A 25,810-nucleotide genomic window follows, 5' to 3' on the forward strand; every position below is an offset into this window, starting at 1 on the left:
GGCCGAACTGGTCGGCCCCGAGGCGGCGCCCTTTCCGCTGGACCCGCGCGCACTGCGCCTGACCGTGATCGGCGCGGATGAGGCGGTGGAAACGCTTGGCTGCCGCCTGACGCCCTAGGCGTCGCGCATCAGCCCCCGCCGCGCCGCCAGCGCAGCGCTGACCAGCACGACGACCAGCAGCAGCGCCACATAGACCGCCAGCGCCGCACCCACCGACCCGGCCACCGGCCACCAGCCCGGCAGTGCCAGCCCCAGCGCGGGCAGCAGCGTCACCGGCAGCAGCGTCAGCGCGAAGGCCAGCCCGGCGCCCGCGCAGGCCAGCCGGATCACCCCCGCCAGCGGCGAGGCACGCCTGCTGCGCGCGAACGCCTGCCGGGCGCGCCCGATATCGGCGCCGATGCCCAGAACCGCAGGCACGACCAGCAGCACGACCAGCATGCCAAAGCCCAGGCCATAGACCAGCGTGACCACCGTGGGCTTGAGAAACAGCGCCTGTGACGAGCGTTCATACAACAGCGGCGCCAGCCCCAGCACGGTGGTCGCCGTGGTCAGCAGCACCGGGCGGAACCGGTCGCAGACAGCCGCGATGATGGCCGGGCGCAATCCGCGCTGTTTTGCGTATTCGTCGATGGTCGAGATCAGCACGATCGAATCGTTGATGATGATCCCCGACATCCCGATCAGCCCCACGATCGAGAACATGGTCAGCGGCAATTGCCAGATATAATGCCCCCAGACCGCGCCGATCAGGCCAAAGGGAATGACCGACATCACCACCAGCGGCCGCGACCAGCTGGCAAAGATCCAGGCCAGCACCATGTAGATCCCGGCCAGCGCCAGCGCAAAGCCCAGCACGGCATCGCCCAGAAACTCCTGCTCCTGCTCGGCCAGCCCGGTGATGGTGTAGTTCACGCCGAATTCGGCCGCGATGGCGGGCATCAGATCCGATTGCAGCGCCTGCGTGATCTCGGCCGCGCGGGCCGGATCGTCATCGGACACATCGCCGGTGACCGAGATCATCCGCTCGCCATTCTCGCGGCGCACGACGGAAAAGCCCGCCGCCGTCTCGACCGTGACGATGTCGGCCAGTGGCACCCACTGCCCCGAGGCCGTGCGCATGACCATCCGGTCCAGAAAATCGCCGCGCCGTTCCTCTTGGGGCAACTCGACCATGATCGCGCCGCTGCGGGTGCCCACCGGGAAGGTCGCAGCCTCGATCCCGCCCAGGCGCTGGCGCAGCTCGCGCGCCAGCGCCTGGGTGGTGAACCCAAGCGCCTCGCCGCGCGCGGTCAGGCGCAGCGCCAGCTCGTCCTTGTCGTAGTCCATGCTGTCTTCCAGCGCAGAGACTTCGGGGAAGGCCGACAGGCGCTGCTTCAACGCCTCGGCGGCGTTCTTCAGCACGGTCGCATTCGCGCCGGACATGCGCACGGAAATCGCATCCCCCCCCGGCCCCGAGCGGAAGCCGCGGAAGCTGACCACCTCCAGCCGGGGATCGGTGGGCATCGCGTCCTGCAGGGCGGCCACGAATTCAAAGCTGGAATAGGGGCGGAAATCGGGGTCGATCAGCTCGATCTGCACGGCGCCCAGCAGATCGGCATCCTTGGTCTCGGCGCCGGGCAGGGGGCGGCCCGAATTGCTGCCCAGAAAGGTCATGGAATGGGTGATGGGGTTGATGCCGTATTCGGCCTCGTATTGCCTGCCTACGCCGTCCACCGCCTGCTGGACCGCATTCATCACCCGCACGGTATCGGCGCGCGTGGCTCCGGCCAGCATGGCGAAATTGCCGGTGACGCTGCCCTGTTCGGGTGCGTCAAAGAACCGCCACGGCACCTTGCCCGTGGCCAGCGTCGCCGCCGACCATGACAGCGCCACCACCGTCAGCGCCAGCGCCGGATAGCGCGCGACCAGCACCAGCCGCGCCAGCGGGCGCACCACGCGGGCGATGAAGCGGTCCAGCCAGCGGTTCACGAACACCGAGGGCCTGTCATACCACCGCTCTTTCGCGGAATTGGCCAGCGCATGGGCCATGTGGTTGGGCAGCACCAGAAAGCATTCGACCAGCGAGGCGATCAGCACCATGATCACGGTCCAGGGAATATCGGCCACCATATTGCCGAACCGCCCGCCGATCATCACCAGCGCGGCGAAGGCGATCACCGTCGTCAGGGTCGAGGACACGACCGGCGCCGCCATCCGATAGGCCGCCCGCTCGGCCGCGACCATCGGCGGCTCGCCCAGCTTGCGGTGGCGGAAATCGGCATGCTCGCCCACCACGATCGCATCGTCGACGATGATCCCCAGCGTCAGGATCAGCGCGAACAACGAGATCATGTTGATCGTCATGCCCGCCGCATACATCAGCGCCACGGCGGCCAGCAGCGCCGCCGGAATCCCCGCCGCGACCCAGATCGCAGTGCGCGCGTTCAGGAACAGAAACAGCAGGCCCAGCACCAGCGCCAGCCCCAGCATCGCATTGTCCAGAAGCAGCGTCAGCCGCCCCGAAATCTGTTCGGCCCGCGCGCGGACCAGATCCATCTGCACGCCCGCGGGCAGCGAGGGTGCCATCTGGGCCACCACCGCCTCGACATCGCGCTGCATGCCGATGGCATCGCCCGAGGCGCTGCGTTCGACCCCCAGCATCACCGCCGGGTTGCCGCCCACGAAATAGGCGGTGTTGCGGTCGATGCCGCTGGCGCGGACATCGGCCACATCGCCCACGGTCAGCTGCGTGCCATCGGGCTGCGCCTTGAGGACAAGCGCCGCAACCGCCGCCGGATCGCGCGTCTCGGCCCCCGTGCGCACCCGCGCCGCCCCCGAGGCCACGTCGCCCGCAGGCGTCGGCGCTGCGGCGGCAGTGATCACCTGCGCCACCTGCTCCATCGTCAGGTCGTGGCGGACCAGATCGCTCATCCGGATCTCGACCAGCGTTTCGGGGGCGCTGAGGCCGCTGACGCTCAGCCGGGTCACGCCGCGCGCATAAAGCCGGTTCGACATGTCATCGGCAATCCGGCCCAGCTGGTCCAGACCCAGCGGCCCCGAGATCACCACATCGGCCACCCGGTCGCGCCAGGCCCGGCGGCTGATCTGCGGGTCTTCGGTGCCCTCGGGCAGGGTGCCCGCCGCACTGATCGCCGTCTCGATTTCCGCCATGGCGCGGGACATGTCCCAGCCCGGCTCGAATTCCAGCCGCACACGGGCCGAGCCCTGCGTGGCCTGCGAGGTGGTCAGGGCCACGCCCTCGACCCCCATCAGCGCAGGCTCCAGCACGGCGACGACGGACTGGTCGACATCATCGGCGCCGGCGCCGTCCCAGCGGACGTTGACCTCGATTTCCTGCACGACCGTATCGGGGAAGAACTGCGCCCGCAGCTTGGGGGCGCTGTAAAGCCCCGCCACGACCATCACCGCCAGCACCAGATTGGCCAGCGTGCGGTGGCGCACGAACAGCGACAGCATGCCCCGGCTCTGGCCGCCCTGCCCCTCAGCCACGGCCCGCGCCCCCGTCACGCAGCGCCTGCTGGCCTGCCGCCGGGCCGCGCGCATCCTCTGCCTGCGGTGGTGCATCCACCTCTTGCACGCGGATGCCGGTGCCCAGTTGCGGCGCGCGTTCGGCCACGATCCGCGCGCCCGACAGCGAGGCGGGCACCGCGATCACCAGATCGTCGCCCTGACGGCGCAGCACCTCCACCGGGGCGGAAGACAGCCGCCCCTCGGCATCAGCAACCAGCACCGCCCCATCGCCGCCCACCGCCGTCGCCGGGATCAGCGCCGCCCCCGCCAGCACGGGTTCGGTGATCCGCACCCGCACGAAATCGCCGGGCCGCAGGGCCGAGGCCCCTGCCGTCAGCCGCGCAAAGACCAGCCGCCCCGTGCCCCCTTCGGCCACCGAGGCCGCCGCGCGGTCCAGCTCCGCATCGGCGGTCAGCTGGCCCGATGTTCCGTCCAGCAGCACGGTGACCGGAATGCCGTCAATCGTGCGGCCCTGCGCCAGAAGGCGCGCGAACTGGTCCAGCGACAGCGGGATCTGCACCTCCAGCGCATCGGGGTCGATGATCGTGGCCAGTTGTTCGTTCACGCTGACCAGCCCGCCCTGCACCGCGCTGATCGCGGTCACGCGCCCGTCAAACCCCGCGCGCAATTCGGTATCATCCAGCGCCCGGCGCGCCTCGGTCAGCGCAATCTCGGCCCGGCGCAGGGCGTTTTCGGCGGCGGTCACGGCGCTTTCGGCATCAGCCAGCGCGGCGCGGCGCGAAATCACGGCCTGCTCGGCGGTCGAGGCGGCCAGTTCGGCGGTTTCGCGGTCGGTGCTGGTGCCAAGGCCGCGACCCGACAGATCCTGCTGGCGGCTGACCGCGGCCTGACGCAGATCGAACTGACGTTCGGCGGCGGCCAGATCCTCGGCGGCAATGGTGACGCTGCGACGGCGGTCGGCCAGCGTGCCCTGCGCGTCGTCACGCTCGGCCTCGCGGCTGTCCAGTGCCGCCTGCGCCGCCTGCGGGTCGATGCGCAGCAGCACCTGACCGGCGCGCACCTGACCGCCCTCCTGCATGGCGGGGTCCAGATAGACGACCTGACCCGAGGCGCCCGCCCGCAGCTCCAGCTGCCGCCGCGACTGGATCGAGCCAAAGACCTGCATGACCGGCTGCACCTCGGCGGCGTCAACGCTCAGCAGCCGCGCGGTATAGACCTGCTCAGCGGGCGCCCGGCCCGGAGGCCCCCCGGCGCTGCGCTGCTCAAGCGCCTGCCAGAACAGGAACACCGCCAGAAACAGCAGCCCGATCGTCAGGAAAGTCAGGAACAGCCCGGCAAGGCTGCGCGTCAGGAATCGCATGCGTACAGGTCCAATCGTGGGACGTTCCGGTTAGCGCATGATGCGGAAACGAAACCTAAACGGAAAGGGCTTCCAGCTTTTCGGCCAGCGACAACAGGTCGCTCCAGGCCTCGCGCTTGGCGGCCGGGTTGCGCAGCAGATAGGCCGGGTGCGTCATCGGCAGCGCGGGGCGTCCGAACGCCTGCACCCACTGGCCGCGCAGCCGCAGAATGCCGCGCTTTGACAGCGCCGCCTGACAGGGAATATTGCCCATCAAAACGATCAGATCCGGGGCGGCCAGCTCGATATGGCGACGCAGAAAGGGCAGGCTCACGGCAATTTCATCGGCCTGCGGGTCGCGATTGCCCGGCGGGCGCCATGTCAGCACGTTGCAGATATACAGCGCGCGTTCCGCATCGACCGAATCGCGGGCCAGCCCGATGGCCCCGAACATCCGGTCCAGCAGCTGCCCCGCCCGGCCCACGAAAGGGCGGCCCTGCCGGTCCTCTTCGTCGCCCGGCGCCTCGCCCAGGATCAGCACCCGCGCCTTCGGATTGCCATCGGCAAAGCAGAAGTTCCGCGCGCCCTTTTTCAGGTCGATCCCGTCAAACCCCTCCTGCGCGGCGGCCAGCGCCTCCAGCGTCGCGGCATGCGCGGCCAATGCCTCGGCCTCGGCCAGCCTGGCGGTCAGATCACCCTCGTCATCGACCGGCGGCACCACGGGCGCAGGTGCGGGCGCCACCGGCGCGGCCACCCGCGCAGGCAGGTCGAACCGGTCAACGGGGGCGTCCAGCAGCGGCGTGTCAGCACCCATCTCAAGCTGCCATTCCAGCAGCGCCAGCGCCGTCTCGCCGTCCAGCGCGAATCCCTGATATGTCGGCTGTTCCATCACGGCGCGACGCTAGGCCCTGCGGCGGCCCTAGTCCACCACCAGCATATAGCCGGTCCCGCGCACGGTCTGCAAAAAGCGCGGCTCGCGGGGGTCGGGCTCGATCTTGCGGCGCAGGCGGGTGATCTGCACGTCGATGGCGCGTTCGCTGTTTTCGCCGTCATCGCCGGTGCCGCGGCCCAGATCGTCGATCAGCTCGGCGCGGCTGACCGGCTGGCCCCGGCTGGCGGCCAGACGCCGCAGCAGCGCCGCCTCGGTCCCGGTCAGGCGCAATGGCGCATCGCCCTGCCACAGATCGCCCTTTTCGGTATCATAGCGCAGCGGCCCCAGCGTCAGGAACTTGGGCTGGGTGACCTCGGCCACCGGCACCCGGCGCAGGATCGCGGCGATCCGCAACAGCAATTCGCGCGGCTCGAACGGCTTGGCCAGATAGTCATCGGCGCCGCTTTCCAGCCCGCTGATCCGGTCCTCGGTCTCGCCGCGCGCGGTCAGCAGCAGGATCGGCGTCTCGATCCGGCGCCGGCGCAGATCGCGGGTCAGCGCCAGCCCATCCTCGCCGGGCATCATCACATCCAGTACGATCAGATCGAATTCCAGCCCCGCCAGCAGCCGCCGCGCCTGCGCCGCATCCTGCGCCGAGGTGACCATATAGCCGCTTTTGCGCAGGAATTTCCCCAGCAGCGCGCGGATACGTTCGTCATCATCGACAATCAGCAGATGGGCATCGGGCGCGGTCATGGGGCTCTATCGGTCCTCGGGCAGGTCTTTCAGCGCCTGATACTGCGCCCGCGTCTCGGGGTCCATCATCGCTTCCAGAACCTGACGGAAACCCGCCACCGCCTGCGGCCCGGCCTGACGGTAAGCGGCCCGCATCCGCGCCCGCTGCGCCTCGGACAGGCGGCGCTCCAGCGTGGTGCCCTGCGTGGTCAGGAACAGCTGCCGTTCGCGCCGGTCGCGCCTGCCGATGCGGCTTTCGACAAGGCCGTCGTCGATCAGCGTGCGCAGGACCCGGTTCAGCGATTGCTTCGTCACGCCCAGAACCGCCAGCAGCGCGGTCACCGTCAGCCCCGGATCGCGGTTGACGAAATGCAGCGCCCGGTGATGGGCGCGGCCATAGTCCAGATCGGCCAGGATCATGTCGGGATCAGCGGTAAAGGCGCGATAGGCAAAGAACATCGCCTCGATCCCGCGGCGAAGCTGGTCGTCGGTCAGAAACAGCAGATCCTCGCCCACTCTCGCCTGAATCCGCGCCTTTTCCTGCATTCTCAAGACCCTTCACCGGTAAATCGCCGATATGGCAGCGTTGTTGACTTTCTAACCGCTGATTGCTAGCCGTCAAGCATCTTGCGTAACAAATGGACTGTTCTGCCCTGTCACGCGCAAGAATCATGCAGGATGGGCGGCGGAGGATGAATGACATGACGGCGGCTTACGACGATCGCGACGGCTGGATCTGGATGGACGGGCAACTGGTCGAATGGCGCGATGCCAAGGTGCATATTCTGACGCATGCGATGCATTATGCCAGCTCGGTCTTCGAGGGCGAGCGGTGCTATGACGGCAAGATCTTCAAAAGCCATGAACATTCGCTGCGCCTGATTGAATCGGGACGCCTGCTGGACATGCCGGTCCCCTACAGCGCCGACCAGATCGACGCCGCGAAAGAAGAGGTCCTGCGCGCCAACGGGTTGGACAATGCCTATCTGCGCGTGGTCGCATGGCGCGGCTCGGGGCCGGATATGGGCGTCTCGGCGGCGCGCAACCCGGTGCGCATGGCGGTCTGTGCCTGGGAATGGGGCAGCTATTACGGCGATGCGAAATGGCAGGGCGCGAAGCTGGACGTGGCCAAGTGGAAACGCCCCTCGCCCGACACGATCCCCACCGCCGCAAAAGCCGCAGGCCTCTACATGATCTGCACCATGTCCAAACATGCCGCCGAGGCCAAGGGCTGCTCGGATGCCCTGTTCATGGACTGGGAGGGCTATGTCGCCGAGGCCACCGGCGCCAATATCTTTTTCGTGCGCGATGGCGAAATCCACACGCCTCTGGCCGACCGTTTCCTCAACGGCATCACCCGCCAGACCATCATCGCCATGCTGAAAGACAAGGGCTTCACCGTCCACGAGCGCCGCATCCTGCCGGACGAACTGGCAAGCTTCAGCGAGTGCTGGCTGACCGGCACCGCCGCCGAGGTGACCCCGGTGGGTCAGATCGGCGACTGGCATTTCCAGGTCGGCCAGATCACCCGCAAGGTCGCCGAAGACTATGAGGCCCTCGTGCGCGCCTGAACGGCAGAAGGGGGCTCTGCCCCCATCGCTTCGCGATTCCCCCGGGATACTTGAAGACCAAAGCAGGAGCAGGGTTTGCGCCTGCTTTGGTCGGAAAATATCCTCGGGGGGAAAAGCGCGCAGCGCTTTGGGGGGCAGACAGCCCCCCTTTTTGCGGCACGGCCCAGACGTCTCAGCTCAGGCGGCCCCGCAGAATACGAGCGAATTCCACCGCCTTGCGGTTCTCACCGGTCCGGGCCTTGGGGCGCGCCAGCAAGGCCAGAACAGACGGGTGCAGACCCGACTGCCGTTCCTGCCGGATGAATTCGCGCAAGCGGGCGTTCGAGTTGCTGCGCGGCTGGTCGATCAGATGACGTTGCATGTTCAATCCTCCTGTCCTCCCCTCAATATAGGGCCGGACCGGACTAATTGAAACCCGTCACGCGGCCTTGATGCCCTGGGCGGCGGCCAGAACGGCGTGCAGCGCGACCGGATCGTCATTCGCGCGCAGCTTGCTGCGCAGATCCGCGTCGCGCAGCGTGCGCGAGACCAGCGCCAACGCCTTCAGGTGATCGACGCCTCCGGTTTCGGGCGCCAGAAGCGCAAAGACCAGATCGACCGGCTGCCGGTCCACCGCATCGAAATCCAGCGGCTTTTCCAGCCGCAGGAACAGTCCCGCGACCTTGTCCAGCCCGTGCAGGCGTGCATGCGGCAGCGCCACGCCCTGCCCCACGCCCGTCGGCCCAAGGCTTTCGCGTTCCTGCAGGGCGTCCAGCACCTCGGGGGCGGTCAGGCCGTATTCGGCCTGCGCAACCTCGGCGAGTTCCTGAAACAACCTCTTTTTCGAGGTGACCTGACCCAGTGAGCGCACGGCTCCGGGCCTGAGGATTTCGGCAATCTGCATCTGGTCGCGTCTTTCCCAAGATATGCGCCCCCGCCGCAGGCGACGGGGGCGTTTCACTTTTCCGCGGCGTTGCGCAGACCGGCCGTCAGCCGTTCCCGCGCGGGTCGATCCAGCCCACATTACCGTCATCGCGGCGGTGGACAACGTTGACGCCGCCATGTTTCTCGTTGCGGAACACCAGAAGCGGCGTCCCTGCCAGTTCCATCTGCATCACTGCATCCCCAACCGACAATGTGGGAACACGGCTTTCCATCTCGGCGATGATGATGGGTTCAAGGCTTTCGGCCGTCGATTCCCAGTCATCCTCTTCAGCGGCCAGCACATAGCTGCCGGCATCGCCAAAGGCAACCGGCTCGACACGTGCCTTGTGATGATCCTTGAGGCGGCGCTTGTAGCGGCGCAGCTGCTTGTCCATCCGCTCGCGGCAGGCCTCGAAGGCGGCATAGACCTCGTTTGCGGCGCCCCGCGCCTGCACCGTCAGCCCGGTGGACAGATGCACAACCGCATCGCAGGTGAACTGATGAGCGTCTTTCGAGAAGGTGACCGTCGCATCGGTGGGGCGCTGAGAGTATTTCTCGATCGTCTCGCCCAGTTCGGATTTGACATGCGTGGTCAGGGCATCCCCGACGTCGATATGTTTTCCGCTGATCGTGTAGCGCATCATGTCTCCTCTTCGGTTGCCCGTCCCCTCAGGGCGTGCCCCGCGCACACGGGGCGCAACGGGACGGGGTGCGCGCGGCAGGGTTGATTCACCGCTGCTGCATATTTCAATTTGGTGACAGAGCGCCCGCACTGTCAACGGGCTGACACGGCGGCGTGATCAAAAATCGGACAACCCATCCGCGAGTCCGCCGAGCGGCCCGCCCTCAGGCAAGACGAAAGCTGTCGCCCAGATAGACCTCGCGCACGCGGGGATCGGCCACGATCTGATCGGTGGTGCCCGACATCAGCACATGCCCGTCATGCAGGATATAGGCGCGGTCCACGATCCCCAGCGTCTCGCGCACATTGTGATCGGTGATCAGCACGCCGATGCCGCGCGATTTCAGCGCATGGACCAGCCCGCGGATCTCGCCCACCGCGATCGGATCGACGCCCGCGAAGGGCTCGTCCAGCAGCAGAAAGCTGGGATCCGAGGCCAGACAGCGCGCGATCTCGGCCCGCCTGCGCTCGCCCCCCGACAGGGCCAGCGCCGGGGCGCCGCGCAGATGGGTGATCGAGAAATCGGCCAGCAGTTCCTCCAGCCGGTCGCGGCGGTGGCGCGGATCGTCCAGCGCCACCTCCAGCACCGCCATGATGTTCTGCTCGACCGTCAGGCCGCGAAAGATCGACATCTCCTGCGGCAGATAGCCGATGCCCATGCGCGCGCGGCGGAACATCGGCAGGCGGGTCGCGTCCTGCCCGTCGATGATCACCTGCCCCGCATCGGGCGTGACCAGCCCGGCGATGCAGTAAAAGCAGGTCGTCTTGCCCGAGCCGTTGGGCCCCAGCAGCGCCACCACCTCGCCCCGCCGCAGATCGACCGAGACCTCGCGGATCACCAGCCGGTTGCGATAGGATTTGCGCAGGTTGCGGACCTGCAGCCCGCCCTGTCCGGTGACGTCCTGATGCCGCATCAGTTGCCGCCCGGTTGCAGGATGGTGCGCACCCGGCCCGCCACCTCGGCGGCGCCGGTGGCCAGATCGACCACCATCCTGTCACCGGTCAGCACATTCGCGCCCTGTGCCAGAACCACATCGCCGGTCAGCGTGACCTGCCCCGCCTCGACATCATAGACCGCCTCGGCCGCCTCGGCGGCATCCTCGCCCGAGACCAGCGTGACATCGCCCACCGCCCGCAAGGCGCGGATGCGGTTCTGCCCGCCCTCGCCATAGGTCACATGCACGGTCGCGGCAGACAGGCGCATCTCGCCCTGCCCGATCACCACATTGCCGGTAAAGACGGCGCTGCCATCGGCCTGATTGACCGACAGATTGTCGGCGGCCACCTCGACCGGGGCACTGGTATCGGCGCGCATGCCGCCGAATGTCATGTTCTGCGCCAGAGCAGGCAGGCCCGTCATGGCAACAATGGCAAGGATCAGCAGGGGGCGGGTCATCGCAGGCATCCTTTCGCGGCTCAGGGCTGGTATATCAGACGGACACCGCCAGAGAAATTCAAGACCGCAGCGCCCTCGGGCACGGCATCATCGGCGGGCACCAGACGCATGGCGCCTGCGGCGATCCGCCCAAAGGGCGCCTCGGCCTCGACCCCGTCACCGGCGGTGATCTCGGACCGGTCGGTGGCGGCATCAATGCGCGGCGCCTGCATCTGCCAGCCGGTGCTGGTGGTCATCCGCACGCCCCCCGCCAGCGACACCCGCCCATCCGCCAGCCCGCCCTCGGGCGCCGCCAGATCCGCGGCCAGCCCATCGGCGCGCTGCCAGTCCAGCCGCAGATCGGCGGCGCGCCCGCCCCCGCTGCCCGGCGCAGCAGAGCTGGCCTGCAAGGTCAGCCGTGCCCCGTCCTCGGTCACTGTCGCATAATCGGGCGCCACCAGCCGCGGATCGCGGGCCATGGCCTCGGCATCGACCTCGGCATAGGGGATGCGCGAGGTGGCATCCGGCTCGCGCGAGAACAGGAACAGCGTCGACAGCAGCGCCAGCGCCAGCAGCGGCAGAATCACGCGCAACGAGCGGACGATGCGGGTCCGGGTCATGGCCTAGACCAGCCCGGCGCGCAGACAGTCATGGATATGCAGGATGCCCACCGGGCGCGCCTCCTCGACCGCGAACAGACAGGTGATCTTGGCGGCCTGCATCTCGGCCAGCGCGGTGGCGGCCAGGGCATCGGGTGCAATCACGCGCGGGCTGGCGGTCATCACCTCGCGGGCGCGCCGCGACAACAGCCCGTCCATATGCCGCCGCAAATCGCCATCGGTGATGATCCCGGCCAGATGCCCCTTGGCATCCATCACCCCGGTCACACCATAGCCCTTCTGGCTGATGACCAGCAGTGCCTCGGACATGGGCGCGTCCTCGGCCACCAGCGGCAGATCGCGGCTGGCCAGATCGCCCACCTTCGCCAGCAGCGCCCCCAGCTTGCCCCCCGGATGAAAGGTGCGGAAATGCTCGGGCGTAAAGCGGCGATGCTCCATCAGCGCAATCGCCAGCGCATCGCCAAGCGCCAGCGTCATCGTGGTCGAGGTCGTGGGCACGATGCCGATGCCACAGGCTTCCTCGGCCTGCGGCAGCACCAGCGCCACATCCGCCTGCCGCAACAGGGTCGAACCGGGCCGCGAGGCCACGCCCACCAGCGGGATCTTGAACCGCCGCGTATGCGCGATCAGATCGGCCAGCTCCGGCGTCTCACCACTGTTGGACAGGACCAGCGCCAGATCTGCCCCGGTCACCATGCCCAGATCGCCATGGCTGGCTTCGGCCGGATGCACGAATTGTGCCGGCGTCCCGGTCGAGGCAAAGGTCGCCGCAATCTTGCGCCCGACATGGCCCGACTTGCCCATCCCCGAGACGATCACCCGCCCGCGCACCGCCAGAATCAGCTCGACCGCCCGGGAAAAACCGTCCCCCAGCCCTGCCGACAGCGCCTCAAGCCCGGCAATCTCGACGCCGATCACCCGCCGCGCCGTCTCGATGTAATCAGCCACGCGCCCGCTCCTGCTTTGGTCCCAAAAATATCCTCGGGGGGTCCGGGGGGCGAAGCGCCCCCGGTCACCGCCCCCGGCAAGGTCCACCACCCTCCGGCGCCAGTGCCGACAAACTCAGTGCCGGAAAATATCGCTCTCGTCGCTCCAGCCCAGCAGATCCAGATGGGCACGCGCGGGCAGAAAGTCAAAACACGCCTGCGCCAGCCCCAGCCGGTTCTCGCGCTTCAGCCGCTCTTCCAGCGCCTCTTTCAGCTTGTGCAGATGCAGCACGTCGGATGCGGCATATTCCAGCTGCGCATCGGTCAGATCCGCGGCGCCCCAGTCACTGGTCTGCTGCTGCTTGCTGACATCGACGCCGACCAGTTCCTGCAACAGATATTTCAGCCCGTGCCGGTCGGTAAAGGTGCGCACCAGCCGCGAGGCGATCTTGGTGCACCACACGGGCGAGGTCACCACCCCAAACGCATTTTCTAGCGCCGCCACGTCAAAGCGCCCGAAATGGAACAGCTTCAGCACCTTGGGATCGGTCAGCAGCTTCGTCAGATTCGGCGCCTCGGTCTGGCCACGGTCGATCTGGACCAGATGCGCCTCGCCATCGCCTGCCGACATCTGGACAAGGCACAGACGGTCGCGGCGCGGGTCCAGCCCCATCGTTTCGGTGTCGATGGCGACGACGGACCCAAGGTCCAGATCGTCGGGTAGGTCATTGGGGTAAAGATGGATGCTCATCGCCTGCTCTGCCTCGGACTTGGCGCAAGGGGCGGCGGCCCCCTGCTTTCGCCCCCCTCTGACCAGAAACCGGGGCGCCGTTCCAGCGAAAATCCGGCCCGACGCGGCGGCAGACCGGGCAAACGCCGCCCGACACAGCAAAAAGCCCCCGAAGCTGCTGCTTCGGAGGCTTTTTATAGTGGTGCCCAGGAGATGCAAGGAACCCTAATCCCGCCCGCTCCTATGCTGTCTCAAGGAGAGCCATTACCTTTTGAAGTAGAAGAGTTTTGATGTCTCATTCCGCACTATCGAATATCATCTCCCCCCATGTCATCCTATACTCAAAGGTGGATAGAAGGGTGGATTGACCGACGATGCGTGCTACCAACAAACTCACGGCCAAAGGCGTTGCTGCGGCGGCTCCGGGCAAACATTCTGACGGCGGCGGACTGTGGCTTTTCAAGCGCTTCGATGGCGGAGCACAGTGGTTTCTCAGAATCACCGTCCACGGTCGGCGCAGGGAGATGGGTCTTGGCTCTTTCCCAGCCGTGAGCCTAGCAGAAGCACGCCGTAAGGCTGAGGAAGCCCGCGCAAAAGTGCGAGAGAACGTTGACCCCATCAAAGACCGTGAGCGCCAGCGACGTGAGGCAGCGCGTAACTTGCACCTCTTCAAGGACATTGCCCAAGACGCATTCGAGAGCCGGAAGGCCGAGTTGAAGGGCGACGGCATTCCGGGACGATGGTTTAGCCCTCTGGAAATTCATGTCCTGCCAACATTGGGGAAAGTTCCCGTCGCGGAAATAGATCAGATCGACATCCGCGATACCTTAGCTCCCATCTGGCATGTTAAGGCCGAGACTGCGCGCAAGGCGCTCAACCGCATCGGCATCTGTATGAAGCACGCCGCTGCCTTGGGCTTACCGGTCGATCTGCAAGCGCCCGAGAAGGCCCGCGCGCTCCTTGGCAAACCTCGTCACAAGGCCGCGAACATCCCTGCCCTCCCATGGCAGGATGTCCCCGCTTTCTACGCTAGCCTCAACGATGGCAGCGTAACGCATCTGGCACTTAGGCTGCTGATCTTGACCGGCGTTCGTTCCGGGCCGCTGCGGCACCTGCATGAGAGCCAGATAGAAGGGAATGTATGGACCATCCCCGGCGAGAGTATGAAGGGTCGCCGAGACACCACGCCGGATTTCCGCGTTCCTCTGGTGCCAGAAGCGCTGGAAGTCATCGAACAGGCTCGACGCTTCGTCCGCGACGGGTTCCTGTTCCCCAGTGTGCGAAAAGGTGTGATCTCTGACGCGACGATGGCGCGCTATATGGAACGTCAGGAGATGGTAGCTCGCCCTCACGGTTTCCGAACCAGCCTGCGCGTGTGGCTAGCTGAAGCAACCGACGCACCGCACGAAGTTGCGGAAACGATGCTTGCCCATTCTGTCGGCAGTGCCGTTGAAAGAGCGTATCGCCGAACAGACTACCTTGAACAGCGCAGAGCCCTGTCAATGCGCTGGGCGGATCATGTCACGGGGAAATCAGGAAAACTCCTTCAGCTAGCGAGCGCACAATGAGCAAGACTTCCTCTCCATCGGTGCAACCGGTTGCAAAAGCGGCCTCGCACGCCCCAGAAACCCCGAACGATAAGGCGCATGAGGATGTCCTGATGGATGCAATGGGCTTCGAAACCCGGGTAGAGTTCATCCTCGACGGGCGCGCGCAGTCCGTAAGAAATAGGCTTCCCCCCGGCACAGACCGATTTACTGACACACGCCAAAAGCTGGAGTCGCTGCTTGGAAAGGGTGGAACTGTCCCGTCCTCGGTGGGAAACATCGCCCGTGACGCGCTAAAATATCTGGTTGCTGCCGAGAAAAATCTTGCGCAGCTTCCGAAGGAATATCAGGAAATTGGTCGCAGAATCCTCAATTCGGCATGGCAGGCAGGCGCCCACGGGACCGAAGCATCTCTCCGTGACAATGGCTTAAAAAATGCCCGAAGCGGACAAGAGTCATCCAACGGCGGAAAAAGGGGACGGCATGGGAACGCCCGGAAGAGGAGGCGTTTGTGCGCCGTAGAGAACCGCATACTTAATAAGGTCGCCAAAAAACTTGAGGAAGAAAGACGGTTGGCGGGTCACATAACGCTAGTCGAAACACTGCCGCACGTTAACCTGACCGAGTTAGTGCAAGAAATTCTTATAGAAGAAAAAGATAAGCGCCCCCATAATGAGATCAACAACCTGACAGCCCGGACGAGGCGAGCCGTTAGGAATGACTCCATTTCCGATTTCCTCGGAGACACCTAAACCATAAACTCCTCTCCCAATCCATTTCGCTCCAATAGATAGCTTTCTAACGTTTGGGGCAAACGAATGTTAGATACATTTTACATGCAGGACACCATGATTCAACATGATCCTAGATAAGAAGAATCAGGAGCATGTTATGCCGTCCCATCTATCACAGAAAAAACTCGCCTCTGTCCGCGACGCCGCTGAATATTACGGCGTCGGTACGTCCACCCTATGGCGTTGGCTTCAGCAGGGCCTGATCCCGGAGCCGGTCCGTATTGGCGGACGCACTTTTTGGGAGGTCGAAGTGCTGGAACAGCACCTTTCCGATCTTCGCGCGAAAGCCACGTCCAATTAGAAGCCCCGACCAGCGCGGGGCTGGACGGGGCAGTCTCTGACAGTTCATTGAGATAGTATCCCGACACCCTGCGCCTTCCAAGAGGAAACGCATAATGACCTATGGTAAGTATCGCCATGGGGTGCAGCACTATATTGCGCGCAATCCCGATGACAAAGATAATAAATCCTCTATGGCCTCACTCCCGTGCAACCGGGAACGCGATGTATTGGATAGGCTGATTTCCGCAGGTGCAACTGGTTGCACGTTCTTTGACAACTCCGCTCCACGCTGGGCATCCAGCATCTTCCGGCTTCGCAAGCGTGGTGTCGACATCCATACGGAGATGGAGCCTCATTCCGGAAAGCACGCTCGGCATCTCGTGCTTTCCGAAGCTATCTATGTTGGGGAGAACAAAAATGGGGCGTGACCGAAAGAACGAGAACCGGCAAGAAAAATGGACAAAACTGCACCTTAACACGATGCGCACAGAAGCGTGGAAGGCGCTGCCGCGGGTCGCCCAAGCTCTTTATCCTTGGCTTCTTTTAGAATGGAGCGGTCCCAAGGGTAACAACAATGGCAAAATCCGCCTGTCTGTAAGAGACGCTGCGAAATGCATGGGTTGCGCAATCAATACGGCGTCGAATGCATTTCACGACCTTCAGGCAAAGGGCTTTATATGCATTACGGAGGGAGCGCGCCTAGGCGTTGGAGGTGAAGGCAAGTCACCCTCCTATGAAATTACGGAACTCGCCATGCCGGGCGCGGCGTCAGGCCGGAAGCTCTACAAGAACTGGTCCTCCGGCAATGACTACCCTGTCACGAAAGCACAGATCGCCAACACGGCTGGGAACAACGGGAAGAAAAAAGCCCGTCATCAGAATGAAGACAGCACTGTCATCAAAATGACGACGTATCAGAAACGCACGTCATCAAAATGATGACAGGACGTATCAAATATAGGGACCTTTGGCCCCGTTTCCGTGTGCCGCACGTCGCAGATTTGATGACATCCTTATCTACCACGTGGGGGTGGGATTGGCTGTGCCCTCTCGCGCTCAAAAAAATGAGGACTTTGAATACAAAAAACACTACTCGCGGTGCCGCACAGGCACCGCCCGCCGAAGGCGGCGCCCAATTCGCGACGCGAACAATGCCGGTATCACTGTGAGACTGGAGGGGTGCCAAACTGGCGCACCCGCAGTGCACGTAAGGGAATGATCCTTCCTCATTCCACTGCGCGCGTCGGATGCGGACAAAAACTCGGCTGCCCTCCCCTCTGCACAATCCTTAGAACGCGAACCCTGACTGTGCAGAGCGCCGGGCAGAGGCATCTACCCCCCTGACATGGAGAATACCCCTATGACCGCATTCCTCGCCATCGCCCACCTTGCCCTCGGCCTGTTCTGGTGGCATCGCATCGTCATCTCCGGCCCAGCGTCAGACCAACCCGAAGAATTGCGCAAAGACCTGATCGAAGCCGACGCCCGGAGTGATGTCGCGCTGCTTGTCGCCAAGGGCACGTTCATTCTCCTGTGGCCACTGGCGCTGGCGTACGGCTTGCTGTCAGCGCGCCTGAACTGAGTTGCAACCGGTTGCACCAGCAGTGGCACTCAACGTGCCCTGCTTCAGCAGTGCAAGTCCAAGCACACTTTGCAGTCCGGCGATCAATGTCCCGCCCGGTCAAGCAATGAGAAGTGCAAGCAGAATTACCCAGTCATTTCTTGACCCGGCGCAGGGAATTGGTTAACTCTAGGGAAATAATAGATAAATTCTCGATGGTTGTCCTTGGCAGTTGAGCGATTTCGATGCTCGGATGCTGGGGTTATATAACGACACACTGTCCGAGAAGACAGGGAACAAGGACGCACCATGGCTGCTTTTGAAACCCTGATGGGTGATTTTGAAGCTACGAAGGAAAGCCGTGTTGCTTTTGGGTCGGTCAATCTCAGCCCTAAGGGAACGAAATCCGTCTGGAAGCAGGTCAAATACCCGCTCGCAGACATCAAGATTATCGAACTGATTGATAGCGAGACGGAGCGCACCATTGGGAGGACACTTGGCTGGGCTGTTGCTGGCGCAGTGGTCGCTGGCCCTCTGGGCTTGATCGCGGGCTTTGCTGGGAAACGTTCCGAAGTTAGGTTTGCCTGCCAGTTCAAGGATGGGAAGCGATTTCTCGGAGCGATGTCGCCACGGGCTTTTCGCAAGCTGACGAAACCTATGGTGCTTGATGGGCGCTTTGACCCAGATGCCAAAGGCTCTCGTATCCTGAAGGAGCTTGCGGAGCAGCCCAACCGCACCCATGCAATGGATTGTAGCCTTGCCGCAGACGTCCCAAATGCGGAGGTGCAAAAAGGGGAAGTTGAGGTAAACAGGGATGCCAATGGCACCCTCGGTTCAACTGCAAATGGCAGGCCCGCGCGGAGGATTTCGCAGATACTGGGATTAGCGCTGGGCCTACCTATAGTTGCGAGCTTGATTGTAAATCTCGATCCCAGCGCCGGTCTTATCTTTGTGCTTGCTGTGGTCGTTGCTGCGGGTATCGCAGTGTTTCGCCCGCTCCCGAGGCTTGGACTGGGCAGTAGGCCCTTCAATGCCTTTCTGGTCGTCTGGGTCGGAATAGTCGGCTTGGGCCTAGTGGGAGCGCGTGACCCAAGCGCTGTTGAGCGCAACGAACCGGCTGCGCTGCTCACTTCCGATTCCGCCACATCTCTCGCCGCTGGAGAAGTGGCAGCGGTTGCAGCAGAAAGGCAAATGGACCCTGTCGAGCGGCGGGAGCTTCACGAACGTCTCGCTGCCCGAGTTATGAGCTTGATCGACCAACGTGAATGGTCGCAAGCGCAGGGGCAGTTTCAGGTTCTAGCTGATCGCGACCCTGAAGACATTGCCGCTCTCCGTGCGGAAGCCGAGGCCCGCGCGCTTGCATTGGTCAGGCCGATACCTGCCGCCGACATTGAAGGAAATCTGGCTGGGTACCGCCTTCTAGCCGCCCTGATGCCGGACAACAGCACCTATATTGAGCGCGTGGTGCACTATTCCGAGCGCGAGCGTGCACCCGCCCCCTTGGCCCCTCAGCGCGCCCGGCAGGCACCTGCGGAGGTGGTCGCGCAGACTGAGGAGTTGCTTTACAACTGGCAGCCTAAATCCATCACCCTAAGCGGCTCCATTCTGCGAGTGGTCCTGCCCCAGCGCCGTATCACTCCGGAAATCTATTCGGCTGTCATTCGTTTAGGTGTCTGTTTCGGACCGTTGCTGGGTCATCCGTTACCCGGTGTCCGTTCGGTCGAGGTGCTGAATGAGTTTGCACATCAGGGTTTTGTCTACGAGGCAGGAACGGAGGACTGCGAGCAGATCAACGCTGCGCCTCCGGATAGGGCGGAAATTCTTCTGCTAGGAAAGACTCATACATTTTAACGCGTTTCCGAAGTAGCTGAACAATAGTAATGTCCTCAAGTCTGTGGATTTGGTATGGTAGACTGGGGCGTTTGCTGAGGTGCGGCGCGAGCACGAGATTTTCGGATCTCTGGAAGCTTTTGCATGTCGTCTGGTGTTGCCGTCTCGGTGACCATATTATTTTTTGAGCAATCGGTGAAAGAGCCAGTAGAAAATGCCCATAGATATTGCCACCCTATTTGAGCCATGGGTCTTCAAATCAGAATCAAACGGAAGCTGGGAGGTAGGCCCGTATTCAATTAATGCCATGGTGTCAATTGAGGAGTTCTTCGAGGAAGGTCGGCAGGATTATGTGGAAGGCGTAAAGGATTTGATGCGTGTAGTATGCTCGCGCCACAAAGATGTAGGGGATGGAGAAATTGATGCCGAGCCATCTGATGACGACATGTCGAAGTTTTCTATGGTTGATATCGAAGAATTCTCACGAGAGTTTCTCAAACGCAACACAGTTTATGCTGAGAAGCCTGATGAGATACTAACCAAAAAAGATGATCAGTCGGATAGCGAATTTCTCATGAAATCTCTGAATGAGCAGAATTCTAGGGAAAGTGAAAGGTATCGCGAGACGTTCTCAGGTCACAGGTCTAGGCTGGGGGATATTATGGGCACCGGCAATCGCGGGTTGCGCAGCCTAACGCAAGGCCTACTAAAGCAGAATGAAGACTTGGAACGAGCCTATGGTTCAAGACCAACTACTATTTTTGCGCCTCCGCCGTTGGTTAGGTTGCCTCCAAACCCAGAAAATCCAACATATAAAAGCAATCAGCACCTCGCTGATATGAACGCGCGCCTCGACAACCTCATTAGCTTTGGGGAGGCGGCGCTACAAAAAATGCATGGGCTTGAAGTTGCCGCAGCGGAATTCTTGAATAAGTTCTCTATTGAGGCAAGAAACAACAGCAGGGCTGCGAAGGCCGCAATTATTGTAGGCGCACTAGCTGTTGTTATTTCGGTGGGCCAAATAGCTTACACAGAGTTTCGACGCGTGCCACAAGACACGGCGGCCATGGACACTGCTCTCGCCAGTGTTCTAGGTGACATAAACCGGCTAAGAATCTCGCTTACTGAGGACCTCTCCAACGCTCGAACGGTCCAAGAGGTCGCGTCCGAAACAGTCGCCGATGCTATCGGCGCAACTGTCGATACGAACACAGCGCTACTGCATCGTATTGACCAGCTATTGCGGCAGCAACAGGAACGCGATCAAGCCATACTTGACGCGCTGGAGGCGCTAGCTGCTACGGCGGGATTTCCATCCGAATAGTGGCGACCGCCATCTGGTTTGCTCAGGCATATCTGATTAACCAAGCTTTGTCTTGGAGGCCAATATGATCGGGTGCGTTTTTTCGAGCGGTGAGGATTTTCTGCTTGAGCATCTGGCTTGGGCGCCGGTTGGTTCTCAGCCCGAGCTTCCAAATATACAATCAATGCAAGCCGACCGCTTTTCTGCATTCGCACTGAGATGGTCGGACCGCCCCCATGCACGCTAAAACTAGAAGCCATCATGTACACTGCTTCATTTAGGACGATCCGGGATATAGAGAACTTCGGCAGGGAGCGGCTCTCAAAAACGTTCTTCATGCGCGACTTTCTGCACAGCGAGATCAGCCAATTTGAAGGCATCCCCAACCTGCCCTCCGATCCGGAACTCGCCATCCAAGCCGGGAAACGCCTGTGCGAGGAACTGCTGGAACCGCTTCAAGATACCTTCGGGCGCATCGCCATCCGCTCGGCCTACCGATCAGCTACCATCAATGATCTTGGGCACCGGAAGGGCTTCGGATGTGCCAGCAACGAGCGAAATCATGCTCGACACATTTGGGACGTCCGGGACAAAAACGGAAAAATGGGGGCTACAGCTTGCGTCATCATTCCGTGGTTCACTGATCGCTACGCAGCGGGCGAAGACTGGCGCGCGCTGGCTTGGTGGATACATGACCATCTGCCGTACTCAGAAATGTTCTTCTTTTCCCGCCTCTGCGCATTCAACATTGCATGGCATGAAGTGCCGAAGCGTACGATCCAGAGCTACTTAGCTCCCAAGGGAATGCTTACATCTTCCGACACGCCCAATACGACTGGGGGACGCGCTGACTGGTATCGACACTGGGGTGCTGACTATTTGCAACCAGTTGCACCGAACCCGGCCTGATGAGCCTGCAAACAAACGGGATGCGTTGCATGGCAGACTCACATCGCCGCGAGCCGGGCAACAATTTTTGGTCCCTCAACTCTTTTTCTGGAAGTTCATGCCCATCTGGTGACAGATGAGGTTTAGCAGTACGGCGAATGCCATGGCGAACGTATGACAGTTGCGGAAGCGATCAATCCTGCGGTCCTTGTATGGGCACGCGAGACGGCGGGGCTCTCCATAGAGGAGGCCGCGCACAAGATCGGCTTGACCTCTAGCGCGCGCGGCACGGCAGCCGAAAAGCTGGAAGCAATGGAGACCGGCCAGCGCGCGCCCTCCGAGGCACAGCTTGCGAAAATGGCCACAGCATACCATCGTCCGCTTCTCTCTCTCTACATGGCAGAGCCACCTCGCCCGGCAGATCGGGGCGAGGACTTTCGAACCATGAGAGCACCTGTCGCGCGACAAGAAGCTGCATGGCTGGATGCGCTCGTGCGGGATGTTCGAGCCCGGCAGAGCATCTTGCACGACATGATGGAAGACGAGGAAGACGCGGAACGCGTCAGCTTTGTGGGCACGCTTGCCGTCAGCACGCCGATTGAGCAGGCCGCCAAACAGATCAAGGCCGCGCTAGAAATCAAAGATGACCGCAGTTTTCGGAGGGGGATGCGGCAACCGCAGGACCTCTTTGCAGAACTACGGCGCAGAACGGAGGCCCTGCGCGTCTTCGTTATACTGCTTGGCGACCTAGGCAGCCATCATACCGCGATTTCTCCGAAGGTGTTTCGTGGCTTCGCCGTTGCCGACGATCTCGCGCCCATGGTCGTCATCAACGACCAAGACGCCAAGGCGGCATGGTCCTTTACCCTGATTCACGAGTTGGTCCATATATTTGTCGGCAGCACTGGCATCAGCGGTCTTCCGGCAATTCGTGAGCCGCACACACCTAACGCTCGCATTGAACGGTTCTGCAACGATGTGGCAGGAGAGGTGCTTTTGCCGGATCAGGCATTGGCACAGGTGCGCAAGATGGCGACTGCCGATGCCGTCTTGCAGGAGGTGGAATCTCTATGCCAGCAATGGCACGTCAGCAAAGCGATGGCAGCCTATCGGCTTTGGAGAGAGCGGAAAACAGATGCCGAGACCTATGGCGAAGTTGTCCGCATCCTTGGCGAGCAATGGCAACGCCAGCGCACTCGTGAGAAAGAGAAAAATCGCAACAGCGAAAGCGGCCCGAATTACTACATCGTCCGGCGACATAGGCTAGGAGATGCCCTTTTGCGGTTTGTCGGGCATGGGCTTCGGGCCGAAGCCGTGACGCATACCACAGCCGCAAAGGTTCTCGGGGTTCGCCCCGGTGCGGTTGAAACCCTGCTGTCCAGCGTCACGGGACTTGGCAATGGGGCCCCAAGGAGGAAGGCAACCTAGTGCTCTACCTCCTTGATGCCAACACGCTGATCCGGGCGAACGCCGATTATTATCCAATTGAGCGTATCCCGCAGTTCTGGGAGTGGCTCATTGAATGCGGGCAAGCCGGGCGCGTGAAGATTCCGAACGAGATTGCGGACGAGGTGACCGCCGGGCGGGACGAGGTTGCCGATTGGCTAAAGAGTGAAGACGCCAAGAATGCGCTACGCCTTCGCGAGCGCGTTGACGTGGCATCCCTCCGGCATGTGGTCGCGAATGGCTATGCCCCCGATCTGGACGCGATAGAAATGCAGAAGGTCGGAAAGGACCCTTTCCTCGTCGCCTATGCCCTCGGCAAGACGGATCGCAGGGTCGTGACAAAGGAGAACTCCAAGCCAACGGCGCAGCGCGCCAACCGGAAGGTGCCGAATGTGTGTGATTCCTGCGGAGTGCTTTGGCTAAATGACTTCGGCTTCTACCGGGAGGCCGATTTCAGGATCGGATGACCTATCGCTACTATGAGCTACATTTGCGCCACCTGCCCCGCCAAACACGCCAGCGCCGCAACCATATTGCGGGCCTTACACACGTTCCGCGAGCAACAGCGAATCAGGTTCGATTGCAACCAGTTGCACTGATCCCAGTGCTAACCCCGCTCGCATCGCCCTGCCGCGAAGTCATGGCCGGATCACCACATTTGCGCCCGCAGGTGGACAGAAAGGTGGATCAAAAAGACAGAAGCCGCGCAACCAATTGAAGTTGCACGGCTTCTTGCCAGCTACTGGTGCCCAGGAGAGGACTCGAACCTCCACGCCTTGCGGCACACGGACCTGAACCGTGCGCGTCTACCAATTCCGCCACCTGGGCAGGTGGTCTGAGCGGCTGATTAAATGCAGCCGCGGGGGGCGTCAATGGGGGGCGTGAAAGTTTTTTGAAACTTCTGTCAGACATCCTGACCCGCGACGACCGGCGCGGCGGGATGGCGCGGGCATCGCCACAGGGCGTCCGTGGCGCGCGACGCCGCCTTGCCGCAGGGGCGCGGTTTGGGTAATGGTCGCGGATGACATCGGCAGGATGAAGGAGGCAGGCGCCATGGCGAAACTGGTCACGGTCTTTGGCGGATCGGGGTTTGTTGGCAGGCAGGTGGCCCGCCTGATGGCCCGCGACGGCTGGCGCGTGCGCATCGCCGTCCGGCGCCCGGACGAGGCGCTGTTCACACGCACCTACGGCGCGGTGGGTCAGGTCGTACCGGTCATGTGCAATATCCGCGACGAGGCTTCGGTCCGTGCGGCCCTGTCGGGTGCAGACGCCGCCGTCAATTGCGTCAACATCCTGACCCCCGAGGGCAGAAGCAATTTCCACAGCGTGTTTGAAGCGGGCGCCGAAATGGTCGCCCGCCTCTCGGCCGAGATGGGCGTGGCGCGGCTGGTTCATATCTCGGGGATGGGCGTCGACCCACAGTCCAAAAGCCGCTATGTCGCCGCGAAATCGCGTGGCGAGGCCGCCGTTCTGGCCGCGCGCCCCGATGCGGTGGTGCTGCGCCCCTCGGTGATTTTCGGGCCGGGGGACAATTTCTACAACCGCCTTGCCGGGCTGACCAAGGCCGGGCCGTTCATGCCGCTGCTGGGGGGCAAGGTCCGCATGCAGCCGGTCTATGTCGAGGATGTCGCCATGGCCGCCGCCAAAGGCGCCACGGGCGAGGCCGCGCCGGGCATCTATGAGCTGGGCGGGCCCGATGTGCTGACCATGCGCCAGATCGTCGGGCAGGTGCTGACGGCAACCGCGCGGCGCAAGCTGGTGCTGCCGGTGCCCACCCCCATCGCGCGGATCGGCGCCACGATGCTGGACGGCGTGCAGATGCTGACCGGCGGGCTGTTCACCAACCGCATCCTCAGCCGCGATCAGCTTTTGCTGCTGACAAGCGACAATATCGCCTCGCCGGACGCCAGGGGGCTGAAGGATCTGGGGATCGAGCCTGTCGCCGCCGAGGCGGTGATCGACGAATATCTCTGGCGTTTCCGCCCCTCGGGACAGTTCAACGCCGCCAGCCAGTCGGCCAAGAACCTGCGCGGCCAGCAATAAGCCATGGAATCCAATACGATCGTTGCCGCAATCCTCGGGATTCTCGAAGGACTGACCGAGTTCATTCCTGTCTCATCCACCGGGCATATCCTGCTGGCGGGGCACTTTCTGGGCTTTGACTCGCCCGGTCGTGCCTTCGAGGTGATTATCCAGCTTGGCGCCATCATGGCGATCCTGGGCGTCTATGCGACGCGCATCATTCAGATCCTGCGCGATGCGCCGCACGACCCGGCCTCGCGGCGGTTCATCGCGGCGGTGCTGGTGGCGTTTCTGCCCGCCGCCGTCATCGGCGTCATGGCCCATGGTTTCATCAAGACCGTGCTGTTCGAAACGCCGATGCTGATCGCCGTCATGCTGATCCTGGGCGGGATCATCCTGCTCTGGGTGGACCGGCGCGCCACCCAGCCCACCTATTCACGGGCCGAGGATTTTCCGCTGCCGATGGCGCTGAAGATCGGCTTTATCCAGTGTCTGGCCATGATCCCCGGCGTCTCACGCTCGGGGGCGACCATTGTGGGCGCGCTGCTGCTGGGGGCAGACAAGCGGTCGGCTGCCGAGTTTTCGTTCTTTCTGGCAATGCCGACGATGCTGGGTGCGTTCACCTATGACTTGTGGAAGAATCACGATATTCTGCATGGCGAGGCACTGTCGAACATCATTGTCGGCTTTGTCTTTGCCTTTCTGGCGGCGATCTTCGTGGTGCGCTGGTTGCTGGGCTATGTCTCGAAGCACGGATATGCCCTGTTTGCTTGGTGGCGCATCACCGTCGGAATCGTTGCATTACTTGCACTTACAGTATTCAGGTAAGTAATTATGACTTAATTTCTGCCTCGCAGCGTGCTTCGGCACTGCGGGGCACCAAAAAAGTCGCTTTTAGGTCAGTACTGCTGACT

The 25,810-nt window shown here is 62.7% G+C and carries 27 protein-coding genes and 1 tRNA gene; 14 read left to right on the plus strand and 14 right to left on the minus strand.

From position 1 onward, the window contains the following. Positions 1-114: 114 nt before the first annotated feature. From ACK41U_RS00005 to ACK41U_RS00025, 5 genes are read right to left on the minus strand one after another with little or no spacing between them, the layout of a single operon-like run. Entirely contained in the window at positions 115-3,489 is a 3,375-nt protein-coding gene (locus ACK41U_RS00005; protein ID WP_409674190.1) for an efflux RND transporter permease subunit, read from the minus strand. After that, entirely contained in the window at positions 3,482-4,831 is a 1,350-nt protein-coding gene (locus tag ACK41U_RS00010; protein WP_409674192.1) for an efflux RND transporter periplasmic adaptor subunit, read from the minus strand. The genes ACK41U_RS00005 and ACK41U_RS00010 overlap by 8 nt, the downstream gene beginning before the upstream one ends. A 55-nt stretch (positions 4,832-4,886) precedes the next feature. Further along, positions 4,887-5,699 carry a uracil-DNA glycosylase gene (locus ACK41U_RS00015; protein ID WP_409674194.1) on the minus strand — a complete coding sequence of 271 codons (813 nt, stop codon included), beginning with the start codon at positions 5,697-5,699 and terminating at the stop codon, positions 4,887-4,889. A gap of 30 nt (positions 5,700-5,729) precedes the next feature. Beyond that, positions 5,730-6,437, minus strand: a complete 708-nt coding sequence (locus ACK41U_RS00020; protein ID WP_409674196.1) for a response regulator — start codon at positions 6,435-6,437, stop codon at positions 5,730-5,732. A 6-nt stretch (positions 6,438-6,443) separates the two neighbouring features. Next, the gene (locus ACK41U_RS00025; protein ID WP_409674198.1) at positions 6,444-6,962 is read right to left on the minus strand and encodes a MarR family winged helix-turn-helix transcriptional regulator; all 519 of its coding nucleotides are present in this window, start codon (positions 6,960-6,962) and stop codon (positions 6,444-6,446) included. Positions 6,963-7,117: 155 nt separating this feature from the next. On the opposite strand from ACK41U_RS00025, the gene ACK41U_RS00030 reads away from it, so the two are divergent. Then, a complete protein-coding gene (locus ACK41U_RS00030; protein ID WP_409674511.1) occupies positions 7,118-7,987 on the plus strand; it encodes a branched-chain amino acid aminotransferase in 870 nt (289 codons plus the stop codon). 172 nt (positions 7,988-8,159) lie between these two features. Here ACK41U_RS00030 and ACK41U_RS00035 read toward each other — a convergent pair whose 3' ends face one another. The 8 genes from ACK41U_RS00035 to ACK41U_RS00070 all read right to left on the minus strand — a co-directional run bounded on the left by ACK41U_RS00035 (position 8,160) and on the right by ACK41U_RS00070 (position 13,244). Beyond that, a complete protein-coding gene (locus ACK41U_RS00035) occupies positions 8,160-8,348 on the minus strand; it encodes a hypothetical protein (protein WP_409674200.1) in 189 nt (62 codons plus the stop codon). A gap of 57 nt (positions 8,349-8,405) precedes the next feature. Continuing rightward, complete coding sequence (locus tag ACK41U_RS00040; protein WP_409674202.1) at positions 8,406-8,870, minus strand: PTS sugar transporter subunit IIA; 465 nt, start codon at positions 8,868-8,870, stop codon at positions 8,406-8,408. Positions 8,871-8,955: 85 nt separating this feature from the next. Continuing rightward, positions 8,956-9,531, minus strand: a complete 576-nt coding sequence (gene hpf / locus ACK41U_RS00045) for a ribosome hibernation-promoting factor, HPF/YfiA family (protein WP_409674204.1) — start codon at positions 9,529-9,531, stop codon at positions 8,956-8,958. 205 nt (positions 9,532-9,736) lie between these two features. Then, positions 9,737-10,486 carry an LPS export ABC transporter ATP-binding protein gene (gene lptB / locus ACK41U_RS00050; RefSeq protein WP_409674206.1) on the minus strand — a complete coding sequence of 250 codons (750 nt, stop codon included), beginning with the start codon at positions 10,484-10,486 and terminating at the stop codon, positions 9,737-9,739. Further along, positions 10,486-10,968 (minus strand): lipopolysaccharide transport periplasmic protein LptA, encoded by a 483-nt coding sequence (gene lptA, locus ACK41U_RS00055; RefSeq protein ID WP_409674208.1) that lies wholly within the window; start codon positions 10,966-10,968, stop codon positions 10,486-10,488. The genes lptB and lptA overlap by 1 nt, the downstream gene beginning before the upstream one ends. Before the next feature lie 20 nt (positions 10,969-10,988). Further along, entirely contained in the window at positions 10,989-11,567 is a 579-nt protein-coding gene (locus tag ACK41U_RS00060) for a hypothetical protein (protein ID WP_409674210.1), read from the minus strand. Between the two features lie 3 nt (positions 11,568-11,570). Further along, the gene (locus ACK41U_RS00065) at positions 11,571-12,515 is read right to left on the minus strand and encodes an SIS domain-containing protein (protein WP_409674212.1); all 945 of its coding nucleotides are present in this window, start codon (positions 12,513-12,515) and stop codon (positions 11,571-11,573) included. A gap of 114 nt (positions 12,516-12,629) precedes the next feature. Beyond that, positions 12,630-13,244 (minus strand): ribonuclease D, encoded by a 615-nt coding sequence (locus ACK41U_RS00070; protein ID WP_409674214.1) that lies wholly within the window; start codon positions 13,242-13,244, stop codon positions 12,630-12,632. 353 nt (positions 13,245-13,597) lie between these two features. Here ACK41U_RS00070 and ACK41U_RS00075 point away from each other — a divergent pair, with 353 nt between their 5' ends. From ACK41U_RS00075 to ACK41U_RS00125, 11 genes are all read left to right on the plus strand, one after another. Then, positions 13,598-14,791, plus strand: coding sequence for a tyrosine-type recombinase/integrase (locus tag ACK41U_RS00075; RefSeq protein ID WP_409674216.1), 1,194 nt, complete (start codon positions 13,598-13,600; stop codon positions 14,789-14,791). After that, positions 14,788-15,522 (plus strand): hypothetical protein, encoded by a 735-nt coding sequence (locus ACK41U_RS00080; protein ID WP_409674218.1) that lies wholly within the window; start codon positions 14,788-14,790, stop codon positions 15,520-15,522. The genes ACK41U_RS00075 and ACK41U_RS00080 overlap by 4 nt, the downstream gene beginning before the upstream one ends. Positions 15,523-15,628: 106 nt before the next feature. Further along, positions 15,629-15,865: a helix-turn-helix transcriptional regulator gene (locus ACK41U_RS00085; RefSeq protein WP_409674220.1), complete on the plus strand. Its 237-nt coding sequence runs from the start codon at positions 15,629-15,631 to the stop codon at positions 15,863-15,865. A gap of 94 nt (positions 15,866-15,959) precedes the next feature. Further along, a complete protein-coding gene (locus ACK41U_RS00090; protein WP_409674222.1) occupies positions 15,960-16,274 on the plus strand; it encodes a hypothetical protein in 315 nt (104 codons plus the stop codon). Continuing rightward, complete coding sequence (locus tag ACK41U_RS00095) at positions 16,264-16,785, plus strand: hypothetical protein (RefSeq protein WP_409674224.1); 522 nt, start codon at positions 16,264-16,266, stop codon at positions 16,783-16,785. Before ACK41U_RS00090 ends, ACK41U_RS00095 begins: the two co-directional genes overlap by 11 nt. 421 nt (positions 16,786-17,206) lie before the next feature. Continuing rightward, complete coding sequence (locus ACK41U_RS00100; RefSeq protein ID WP_409674226.1) at positions 17,207-17,428, plus strand: hypothetical protein; 222 nt, start codon at positions 17,207-17,209, stop codon at positions 17,426-17,428. A 288-nt stretch (positions 17,429-17,716) separates the two neighbouring features. Continuing rightward, entirely contained in the window at positions 17,717-19,258 is a 1,542-nt protein-coding gene (locus ACK41U_RS00105; RefSeq protein WP_409674228.1) for a hypothetical protein, read from the plus strand. A gap of 193 nt (positions 19,259-19,451) precedes the next feature. Next, positions 19,452-20,561, plus strand: a complete 1,110-nt coding sequence (locus ACK41U_RS00110; protein WP_409674230.1) for a hypothetical protein — start codon at positions 19,452-19,454, stop codon at positions 20,559-20,561. A 315-nt stretch (positions 20,562-20,876) separates the two neighbouring features. Next, entirely contained in the window at positions 20,877-21,449 is a 573-nt protein-coding gene (locus ACK41U_RS00115; protein ID WP_409674232.1) for a hypothetical protein, read from the plus strand. 153 nt (positions 21,450-21,602) lie between these two features. Then, positions 21,603-22,856, plus strand: a complete 1,254-nt coding sequence (locus ACK41U_RS00120) for an ImmA/IrrE family metallo-endopeptidase (RefSeq protein WP_409674234.1) — start codon at positions 21,603-21,605, stop codon at positions 22,854-22,856. After that, positions 22,856-23,341, plus strand: coding sequence for a DUF4411 family protein (locus tag ACK41U_RS00125; RefSeq protein ID WP_409674236.1), 486 nt, complete (start codon positions 22,856-22,858; stop codon positions 23,339-23,341). The genes ACK41U_RS00120 and ACK41U_RS00125 overlap by 1 nt, the downstream gene beginning before the upstream one ends. Positions 23,342-23,617: 276 nt before the next feature. Here ACK41U_RS00125 and ACK41U_RS00130 read toward each other — a convergent pair. Further along, positions 23,618-23,702 (minus strand) — tRNA-Leu (locus tag ACK41U_RS00130). 225 nt (positions 23,703-23,927) lie between these two features. Between ACK41U_RS00130 and ACK41U_RS00135 the strand changes: the two genes are divergently transcribed. Together ACK41U_RS00135 and ACK41U_RS00140 are read left to right on the plus strand one after the other, a co-directional pair. Next, on the plus strand, positions 23,928-24,917 hold the full coding sequence (locus tag ACK41U_RS00135; protein ID WP_409674238.1) for a complex I NDUFA9 subunit family protein: 990 nt from the start codon (positions 23,928-23,930) through the stop codon (positions 24,915-24,917). Positions 24,918-24,920: 3 nt separating this feature from the next. Continuing rightward, entirely contained in the window at positions 24,921-25,724 is an 804-nt protein-coding gene (locus tag ACK41U_RS00140) for an undecaprenyl-diphosphate phosphatase (RefSeq protein ID WP_409674240.1), read from the plus strand. The last annotated feature ends 86 nt before the right edge of the window (positions 25,725-25,810 follow it).

This window comes from Paracoccus sp. (in: a-proteobacteria), assembly GCF_046289755.1.
In the GTDB taxonomy this organism is placed as follows: domain Bacteria; phylum Pseudomonadota; class Alphaproteobacteria; order Rhodobacterales; family Rhodobacteraceae; genus Paracoccus.

Bases quoted from the DNA above. Each gene is read 5' to 3' on its own strand.
- ACK41U_RS00010 (WP_409674192.1), bottom strand. From the start codon at position 4,831: ATGCGATTCCTGACGCGCAGCCTTGCCGGGCTGTTCCTGACTTTCCTG.
- ACK41U_RS00015 (WP_409674194.1), bottom strand. From the start codon at position 5,699: ATGGAACAGCCGACATATCAGGGATTCGCGCTGGACGGCGAGACGGCG.
- ACK41U_RS00020 (WP_409674196.1), bottom strand. From the start codon at position 6,437: ATGACCGCGCCCGATGCCCATCTGCTGATTGTCGATGATGACGAACGT.
- ACK41U_RS00025 (WP_409674198.1), bottom strand. From the start codon at position 6,962: ATGCAGGAAAAGGCGCGGATTCAGGCGAGAGTGGGCGAGGATCTGCTG.
- ACK41U_RS00030 (WP_409674511.1), top strand. From the start codon at position 7,118: ATGACGGCGGCTTACGACGATCGCGACGGCTGGATCTGGATGGACGGG.
- ACK41U_RS00035 (WP_409674200.1), bottom strand. From the start codon at position 8,348: ATGCAACGTCATCTGATCGACCAGCCGCGCAGCAACTCGAACGCCCGC.
- ACK41U_RS00040 (WP_409674202.1), bottom strand. From the start codon at position 8,870: ATGCAGATTGCCGAAATCCTCAGGCCCGGAGCCGTGCGCTCACTGGGT.
- hpf (WP_409674204.1), bottom strand. From the start codon at position 9,531: ATGCGCTACACGATCAGCGGAAAACATATCGACGTCGGGGATGCCCTG.
- lptB (WP_409674206.1), bottom strand. From the start codon at position 10,486: ATGCGGCATCAGGACGTCACCGGACAGGGCGGGCTGCAGGTCCGCAAC.
- lptA (WP_409674208.1), bottom strand. From the start codon at position 10,968: ATGACCCGCCCCCTGCTGATCCTTGCCATTGTTGCCATGACGGGCCTG.
- ACK41U_RS00060 (WP_409674210.1), bottom strand. From the start codon at position 11,567: ATGACCCGGACCCGCATCGTCCGCTCGTTGCGCGTGATTCTGCCGCTG.
- ACK41U_RS00070 (WP_409674214.1), bottom strand. From the start codon at position 13,244: ATGAGCATCCATCTTTACCCCAATGACCTACCCGACGATCTGGACCTT.
- ACK41U_RS00075 (WP_409674216.1), top strand. From the start codon at position 13,598: ATGCGTGCTACCAACAAACTCACGGCCAAAGGCGTTGCTGCGGCGGCT.
- ACK41U_RS00080 (WP_409674218.1), top strand. From the start codon at position 14,788: ATGAGCAAGACTTCCTCTCCATCGGTGCAACCGGTTGCAAAAGCGGCC.
- ACK41U_RS00085 (WP_409674220.1), top strand. From the start codon at position 15,629: ATGATCCTAGATAAGAAGAATCAGGAGCATGTTATGCCGTCCCATCTA.
- ACK41U_RS00090 (WP_409674222.1), top strand. From the start codon at position 15,960: ATGACCTATGGTAAGTATCGCCATGGGGTGCAGCACTATATTGCGCGC.
- ACK41U_RS00095 (WP_409674224.1), top strand. From the start codon at position 16,264: ATGGGGCGTGACCGAAAGAACGAGAACCGGCAAGAAAAATGGACAAAA.
- ACK41U_RS00100 (WP_409674226.1), top strand. From the start codon at position 17,207: ATGACCGCATTCCTCGCCATCGCCCACCTTGCCCTCGGCCTGTTCTGG.
- ACK41U_RS00105 (WP_409674228.1), top strand. From the start codon at position 17,717: ATGGCTGCTTTTGAAACCCTGATGGGTGATTTTGAAGCTACGAAGGAA.
- ACK41U_RS00110 (WP_409674230.1), top strand. From the start codon at position 19,452: ATGCCCATAGATATTGCCACCCTATTTGAGCCATGGGTCTTCAAATCA.
- ACK41U_RS00115 (WP_409674232.1), top strand. From the start codon at position 20,877: ATGCGCGACTTTCTGCACAGCGAGATCAGCCAATTTGAAGGCATCCCC.
- ACK41U_RS00120 (WP_409674234.1), top strand. From the start codon at position 21,603: ATGACAGTTGCGGAAGCGATCAATCCTGCGGTCCTTGTATGGGCACGC.
- ACK41U_RS00135 (WP_409674238.1), top strand. From the start codon at position 23,928: ATGGCGAAACTGGTCACGGTCTTTGGCGGATCGGGGTTTGTTGGCAGG.
- ACK41U_RS00140 (WP_409674240.1), top strand. From the start codon at position 24,921: ATGGAATCCAATACGATCGTTGCCGCAATCCTCGGGATTCTCGAAGGA.